At 69.6% G+C, this 7267-nt stretch carries 10 protein-coding genes; 3 read left to right on the forward strand and 7 right to left on the reverse strand.

The genetic code is table 11. The features are described from left to right. The 4 genes from VDQ18_RS22035 to lepB (VDQ18_RS22050) all read right to left on the reverse strand — a co-directional run. On the reverse strand, positions 1–818 hold an 818-nt coding region (locus VDQ18_RS22035), incomplete at its 3' end, for a DMT family transporter (protein ID WP_323023016.1). After that, the gene (rnc, locus tag VDQ18_RS22040) at positions 815–1510 is read right to left on the reverse strand and encodes a ribonuclease III (protein ID WP_323023017.1); all 696 of its coding nucleotides are present in this window, start codon (positions 1508–1510) and stop codon (positions 815–817) included. The genes rnc and VDQ18_RS22035, both read right to left, overlap by 4 nt. Then, entirely contained in the window at positions 1510–2226 is a 717-nt protein-coding gene (gene lepB, locus VDQ18_RS22045; protein WP_323023023.1) for a signal peptidase I, read from the reverse strand. Before lepB (VDQ18_RS22045) ends, rnc begins: the two co-directional genes overlap by 1 nt. A gap of 202 nt (positions 2227–2428) precedes the next feature. Continuing rightward, positions 2429–3223: a signal peptidase I gene (gene lepB / locus VDQ18_RS22050; RefSeq protein WP_323023018.1), complete on the reverse strand. Its 795-nt coding sequence runs from the start codon at positions 3221–3223 to the stop codon at positions 2429–2431. Positions 3224–3393: 170 nt separating this feature from the next. On the opposite strand from lepB (VDQ18_RS22050), the gene VDQ18_RS22055 reads away from it, so the two are divergent. Next, entirely contained in the window at positions 3394–3756 is a 363-nt protein-coding gene (locus VDQ18_RS22055; protein WP_323023019.1) for a hypothetical protein, read from the forward strand. Here the strand turns inward: VDQ18_RS22055 and ald are convergent. Then, positions 3753–4871 (reverse strand): alanine dehydrogenase, encoded by a 1119-nt coding sequence (ald, locus tag VDQ18_RS22060; protein ID WP_323023020.1) that lies wholly within the window; start codon positions 4869–4871, stop codon positions 3753–3755. The genes VDQ18_RS22055 and ald overlap by 4 nt on opposite strands. 138 nt (positions 4872–5009) lie before the next feature. On the opposite strand from ald, the gene VDQ18_RS22065 reads away from it, so the two are divergent. Further along, a complete protein-coding gene (locus VDQ18_RS22065) occupies positions 5010–5468 on the forward strand; it encodes an Lrp/AsnC family transcriptional regulator (RefSeq protein ID WP_107752318.1) in 459 nt (152 codons plus the stop codon). On the opposite strand, the gene VDQ18_RS22070 is transcribed toward VDQ18_RS22065, so the two are convergent. Continuing rightward, positions 5465–6034, reverse strand: coding sequence for an NAD(P)-dependent oxidoreductase (locus tag VDQ18_RS22070; RefSeq protein WP_323023021.1), 570 nt, complete (start codon positions 6032–6034; stop codon positions 5465–5467). The two genes, VDQ18_RS22065 and VDQ18_RS22070, sit on opposite strands and share 4 nt — an antisense overlap. Before the next feature lie 84 nt (positions 6035–6118). Beyond that, a complete protein-coding gene (gene rpsU / locus VDQ18_RS22075; protein ID WP_107752320.1) occupies positions 6119–6325 on the reverse strand; it encodes a 30S ribosomal protein S21 in 207 nt (68 codons plus the stop codon). Between the two features lie 236 nt (positions 6326–6561). On the opposite strand from rpsU, the gene VDQ18_RS22080 reads away from it, so the two are divergent. Further along, a complete protein-coding gene (locus VDQ18_RS22080; RefSeq protein ID WP_323023022.1) occupies positions 6562–7239 on the forward strand; it encodes a COQ9 family protein in 678 nt (225 codons plus the stop codon). The last annotated feature ends 28 nt before the right edge of the window (positions 7240–7267 follow it).

The following is a 7267-nucleotide window of genomic DNA, read 5'->3' on the forward strand; positions in this document are numbered from 1 at the left end:
ACGATCAGCGCCGAGCCCAACAGCATCGGCAGGTCCGGGCGCTCGCCGAAGATCGCCACGGCGAGGATCAGGGCGAAGACCAGCCGCGTGTAGCGGAAGGGGGTAACGACCGAGACCTCGCCCGTGCGCATCGCCACGGTCAGCGCGGCATAGGCGATGCAGCCGAAGATCGTGGCGCCGAGGATCGCGCCCATAGCCGCAGGCGGCGGCACCGCGAGGGGGCTCAACGTCACCAGCTGCACCACCAGCCCCGCCAGGAACAGCATGCCCAGCCCCAGCACCCCCAGCTGCGCGTTGGTCACGGTCAGCGGCGCGGCGCGGGTCGCCAGATCCCGGCCGGCAAAGCCCGCCATGCCGAGGAGCGCGAAGAGCGCGGCGGGTTGCAGGGCCTCACCGGTGGGGCGCAGCACCAGCAGCACGCCCAGAAAGCCCACACCGATCGCCGTCCAGCGCCGCCAGCCGACCTTTTCGCCGAAGACCCAGACCGCCCCGGCGATGACCACCAAGGGTGTCGCCTGCAGGATGGCCGAGGTGGCGCCGAGCCCGGCGAAGGCCAGCGCCAACGAATAGAAGAGCCGCCCGCCGATCTCGAACCCCGAGCGGATCGCCAAGCCCTTGGTGATACGGGGCAGCGCCGCCTCGCCCCTGAGCCGGGCGATCACGGCGAAGACCAGCATGCCCAGCGCGCCGAAGCCCATCATGGCGGTGGCGGGGGGAACCCAGACGGTCGCGGCCTTGAGGAAACTGTCCTCGACGGCGAAAGCCGCCATGGCCAGCGTCATGAAAAGCGCGCCCTTGCGGTTGTCGGGCAGGCTCACGGGGCGCTGACCTGATCGAGCAGCGTCTTGGCCGCGGCCTGTTCGGCGGCGCGTTTCGACCCGGCCTCGGCCCGGGCGCTGAGCCCGCCTGCGGTGCGGACCTCGATGGTGAAGACCGGAGCGTGGGGTGGGCCCTCGCGGGCGATCTCGACATAGGCGGGGGGCGCCTCGCCCCGGCCCTGCGCCCATTCCTGCAGCGCGGTCTTGGCGTCGCGGGCGTCGGCGTCGACCTGGTCGATGCGCTGCGCCCAATGGCGCAGGATCACGGCGCGCGCGGCCTCGAGCCCGGCGTCCAGATAGACCGCGGCCAGCACCGCCTCCATCGCGTCGCCCAGAAGCGCCTCTTTCCGCCGCCCGCCCGAGATCATCTCGGACCGGCCGAGCCTGAGGACCGCGCCCAGGTCGATGGTCCGCGCCACGTCGGCGCAGGTTTCCTTGCGCACCAGCGCGTTGAAGCGGGGCGCCAGCTGGCCCTCGGTCGCCTTGCGGTCGGCGGAAAACAGCGCCTCGGCCATCACCAGGCCCAGCACGCGGTCGCCCAGGAATTCCAGCCGCTGGTTATGCGGCCGGACCGGAGAGCCGGCCGAGGCATGGGTGAGCGCCCGGATCAGAAGCTCGGGCCGCTGGAAGTCGTGTCCCAGCCGCCCGGCGAAGGCGATCATCTCGGCGGAAAGCGTAAGTCCCTTGGCCATCAGTGTACTGCATGCAAGAAGCGGTCGCCGCGCCAGGTCCAGAAGGCCCAGAGCGACGATCCCGCTGAGGAAAACAGAACCCGGTCGGCGCGGCCGATCAGGTTTTCGAGCGGCACGAAGCCGACCCCACCCTGCGCCTGCGCAAAGCGCGAGTCGAGCGAGTTGTCGCGGTTGTCACCAAGGACGAAGACATGGCCCGCGGGCACCACGACCTCCTGCGTCGTATCCCCGCGCGCGACATCGGTGATGTTCAGCACCGGGTAGGAAACGCCGCTGGGCAGCGTCTCGACCGACCGGTCGACGGTGCACTCGGCCCCGGGTCGCGGCCGGTTCGAACAACGCGGCAGGCTCTGGGCGCTGCCCTGCGGCAGATAGGGCTCGGAGAACTGGCCATCGGGGCGCAGGTCGACGGGCTGGCCGTTCAGCTGCAGATGGCCGCCCCGCATCCGCACCCGGTCGCCCGGCAGGCCGATCAGGCGCTTGACGTAATCCTCGCCGGTGACGGGATGGCGGAAGACGACGATATCGCCCCTCTCGGGCAGCGCCCCCCAGAGCCTGCCCTCGATCGGGCAGAGGCCCCAGGGGCAGGACCAGCGCGACCAGCCATAGGCGAATTTGTTGACGAAGAGGAAATCGCCGACCAGCAGCGTCTCTTTCATCGAGCCGGAGGGGATCCAGAAGGGCTGGATCAGGAAGGTCCGCACCGCCACCGCCATCAGCAACGCCACCGCGAGGGTGCGCAGGCTCTCGGCCCAATCGTGCCTGCGATGCGTCTTGGTGCTGGCCACGGCGCTGCCTGTCCCCGCCTGTTCCTTCGCCAAGCCCCTTGGCAACGGCCGCCTTCTGGGCCTGGGGGCAGGCCGAGTCAAGCCGCGCCCACCCCCGGCCCGGCCGGGAGCGGGGGCTGGCGCCGCGCCGTCAGTCGAGGCGCAGCGAGTGGAAGAAGCGGTCGGGGCGCCAGGTCCAGAAGGCCAGCATGGAGGTCCCGGCCGAGGAGAACATCACCCGGTCGGCCCGGCCGATCAGGTTCTCGAAGGGCACGAAACCGACGCCGCCGGTCGCCTGCGGGAAGCGGCTGTCGACCGAATTGTCGCGGTTGTCGCCCATGAAGAAGAAATGGCCTTCCGGCACGGTGAAGACCGGCGTGTTGTCGGCGAAACCGTTATCCTCGATGTTGAGGATGTAATGGCTCACGCCATTCGGCAGCGTCTCGATCTGGCGGCCCTTCAGGCAATCGCCGCCCTGCCCCACCGGCGCATTCTCGCAGCGCGGGTATTGCCCGGCCGAACCCTGACGCTCGTAGGTTTCGGCGAAATCACCGGCGTCTTCCAGCTGGACGGCCTCGTCATTGATGTAGAGCACACCCTCGCGCACCTGGATGCGGTCGCCGGGCAGGCCGATCAGCCGCTTGATCAGGTCATCGCCCGAGACCGGGTGACGGAAGACGACGATATCGCCGCGCTCGGGGTCCGAGGCGAAGATCCGGCCGGTGATCGGGCACAGCGCGAAGGGGCAGGAATAGCGCGAATAGCCATAGGCCCATTTGTTGACGAAGAGGAAATCGCCGATCAGCAGCGTCTCTTTCATCGAGCCCGAGGGGATCCAGAACGGCTGGAAGAACAGGGTGCGGAAGACCCCGGCGATGACCAGCGCCCAGAAAACGGTCTTGACCGTCTCCCAGATCCCGTCCTTTTTTTCGGCGGTGGCGGCCATGCTCGTTCCTCGCTTTGCTGCGAGGGGTTTCTGGCCCGCGCCCGTCCGCGTGTCAAGCGATGTGGGGGCGCCTCCGGGCGACGTGATCGGCGCGCTGCCGCGGGCTCGAACCGGGGTGGTCTTTCCCGCCGCCTGCCGCCATGCTGCAGCGCAGGAACGGGGAGGGGCGGATGCTCGGCATCATCGGTTACGCTCTGGGCATGGCGGCGCTGCTGGCGGGGCTGGCCGGGTCCGGGCTGCGCCTGATGCCGCCCGTCTGGGGCCGCCCGCGTTTCCTGCCGCTGGCGCTGACGCTCTATGCGCTGCAACTCTTCGTCTGGTCGCTGGTCCACCGGGGCGACAGCGCCGCCATGGCCCGCGACCGTGCGGGGCAGGATGCCCGCGCGCGGCGCCTGCTGGGGCGCCTCGGCCATCCCGGGATCGAGGATCTGGACGAGGTGCAGGCGCTGGCTTCGGCCTACTGGCTGTTCGTCGCGGCGCTGGGTCTGGTGCTGATCGCGCTGGAACTCGCCCTCGGCCTGATCGGGGCCTAGACCCTCAGCGCCTCGCGCGCGGCCATCACCGGCAGACCCAACGCCCTGCCGACCGCGTCATAGGTCAGATGCCCGGCATGGGTGTTCAGCCCGTTCAGCAGATGCTCGTCCTCGGCGCAGGCCAGCCGCCAGCCCTTGTTGGCCAGCGCCAGCATGAAGGGCATGGTCGCATTGCCCAACGCCTGGGTCGAGGTCCGCGCCACCGCCCCCGGCATATTGGCTACGCAATAATGCAGGATGCCGTCCACCTCATAGATCGGGTCGGCATGGGTGGTGGGGCGCGAGGTCTCGAAACACCCGCCCTGATCAATCGCCACATCGACCAGCACCGCGCCCGGCTTCATCGTCGCCAGTTGCGCCCGCGTCACCAGCTTCGGCGCCGCCGCCCCGGGGATCAGCACCGCACCGATCACCATATCGGCCTCGGCCACCAGCCGCGCGGTCAGCTCGGCGCTGGCATAGCCGGTCTTGAACTGCCCGCCATAGAGGTCGTCCAGCGCCCGCATCCTCGGCAGCGAGCGGTCCAGCACCGTCACATCCGCCCCCATTCCGGCGGCAACCCGCGCCGCATGCGTGCCGACCACGCCGCCGCCGATCACCACGACCTTGGCCGGCAGCACCCCCGGCACGCCGCCGATCAGCACGCCGCGCCCGCCATTGGCCTTCTGCAGCGACCAGGCGCCGACCTGCGGCGCCAGCTTCCCCGCCACCTCGGACATCGGCGCCAGCAGGGGCAGCCCGCCCCAGCGGTCCGTCACCGTCTCATAGGCGATGGCGGTGACGCCCGAGGCCAGCAGATCCGCCGTCTGTTCGGGATCGGGCGCCAGATGCAGATAGGTGAACAGCACCTGCCCCGCGCGCAGCTGCCTGCGCTCGACCGCCTGCGGTTCCTTCACCTTGACCACCAGCTCGGCCTTGGCGAAGATCTCGGCCGCGGTCTCGACGATCGCTGCCCCCGCCGCGCGGTAATCGGCATCGGTGAAGCCCGCACCCAGCCCGGCGCCGGTCTCGATGATGACCTGATGGCCCGCGGCGACGGCCTCATGCGCGGCGGCGGGGGTGATCCCGACGCGGAATTCCTGTGGCTTGATCTCCCGGGGACAACCGATCAGCATGATACCCTCCTGCGCTCTGCTCTTGGAAGAATTACCCAGATTCCGCCGCGGTTGCTTGATTTCGACAGCCAGGCCGCGCGATAAGACGCAAGATTCTTCGAAAGCCCCGCCCCAGACCCCGATGAAAGTTGCGCTGCAATGCAGCTAGACCCCACCGACCGCCGCATCCTCAAGGTCCTGCAGCACGAGGGCCGGATCTCGAACGCCGACCTGTCCGAACGCGTCGCCCTCTCGCCCTCGGCCTGCCACCGAAGGGTGCAGCGGCTGGAAACCGAGGGCTTCATCGCGGGCTATGTAGCGCTGGTCGACCCCAGGCGGATCGGCAAGCCGACGACCGTCTTTGTCGAGATCACGCTCAACGGGCAGTCGGACGAGGTGCTGGACGGGTTCGAAAAAGCCGTCGCCCGCATTCCCGACGTGCTGGAATGCCACCTGATGGCGGGCAGCGCCGATTACCTCTTGAAACTGGTGGCCGAGGATACCGAGGATTTCGCCCGCATCCACCGCCAATACCTCGCCCGACTGCCGGGGGTGGCGAAGATGCAAAGCTCGTTCTCGCTGAGGACCGTGGTGAAGACCACGGCGCTGGACCTCTAGCGCTGCAAGAGCAATGCCTGGCCGTGGGTCGCGGGATCGCCCAGCGCGGCGATCATCGCCTGCGCCACATCCTCCCGGGCGATCCGCGCCAGCCCGCCGACCCTGGCGCCGGGATCAGCCCGCCAGTACCCGCGCCCCTTGCCGTCGGTCAGCCGCACCGGCCGCACCAGCGTCCAGTCGAGGCCCGAGTCCCTGACCAACGCCTCGGCCCGCCGCATGTCGGCCAGGATGGCGCCGGGCACCTGCGCCCGGATCAGGCGATAGATCAGGCCCAGCCGCACCTCCTCGGCCACCATCGCGCCGCTGACGCTGATCAGCCGCCGCACGCCCGCCGCGCGCATCGCCGCGATGATCCGCCCGGCGCCCCGCGCGCACAGATCCGCCGGCGAATCGCGCCGTGGTCCGAGGGTCGAGACTACCGCCTCCTGCCCCGCCACCGCGCGGGCCAGCGCCTCGCCCGCGAAGAGATCGCCCTCAAACGGCGCGGCGTCATGTCCTGCCGCGCGCGCCCGGCGCAGGACCACCGCCCCCAGACCGTGATGCGCGCCGATGACCAGTATCCGCATGCCGCCTCCGCCGCGCAAAAAGAAACCCCCGGACCGCGGGGGACCGGGGGTCTTTTCCGTCACGCCCCCGAAAGGGCGAAAGGTTCAGACCAGACCTTCACGCTGCGCCTTCTTGCGCGCGAGTTTGCGCGCACGGCGGATCGCCTCGGCCTGTTCACGGGCCTTCTTCACGGAGGGTTTCTCGAAATGCTGCTTGAGCTTCATTTCCCGAAACACGCCCTCGCGCTGGAGTTTTTTCTTCAGCGCCCGAAGTGCCTGTTCGACGTTGTTGTCGCGAACCGATACCTGCATGTGGTTTTCACCACCTTTCTAAGCTAAAGTGACATAAGTGCAGGAAGCGCCCCCATAGCAAAGCCCGGGCGGCTTGTCCACGCCCCGGCGGGGTGTTTTGCGGCCGGAAACCGCGGAATCAGCCGGTTTCGCTGCGGCGTTTCCGCGCCCCGGGCCGCCGCCCTGTCGCTTCGGGCTTGGCCACCGGCGCCCCGCATCCTACATGCAAGGAGCGCCCTGAACCGCGAGGCCCCGCGATGACCGACAGCCAAATCTCCGCCGCCGACCGCCTGCTGGAGGCCGCGCTCGCCCATGTCCCCTTTGACGGCTGGTCCGAGGCGACGCTCGCCGCCGCCGCCGCCGAGACCGGCATCGACCCGGCGCTGGCCAAGGCGCTCTATCCCCGCGCCGGGCTCGATCTGGCGCTGGCCTATCACCGCCAGGGCGACCGCAAGATGCAGGAGGCGCTGGCCAATCGCGACCTGAGCGCCCTGAAATTCCGCGAGAAAGTGGCCCTGGCCCTGCGGCTGCGGCTGGAACAGGCCGACCGCGAGGCGGTGCGCCGCGCCGCCACGCTCCTGGCCCTGCCGCAGAACGCCCCCGAAGCCGCCCGCGCCGTCTGGAACACCGCCGATGCGGTCTGGAACACGCTGGGCGACACCTCCGAGGACGGCAATTGGTATTCCAAACGCGCGATTCTCTCGGCGGTGCATTCGGCGACCGTGCTCTTCTGGCTGGGCGATACCAGCGACGGCAGCGAGGAGACCTGGGCCTTCCTCGACCGCCGCATCGAGAATGTGATGCAGTTCGAACAGACCAAGGCCCGGATCAAGGCCTCGCCGGTGCTGAACCCGGTGCTGGGCCTGCCCTTCCGGCTGCTCGAATCGCTGAAGAAACCGCAGGCGCCGGGCCCGATGCCGGGCAGCTGGCACTGAACAGCGACCCCCGCGCCCGGAGCGGCCC

Origin of the sequence: Pararhodobacter sp. (genome assembly GCF_034676075.1) — a bacterium.
GTDB lineage: Bacteria > Pseudomonadota > Alphaproteobacteria > Rhodobacterales > Rhodobacteraceae > Pararhodobacter.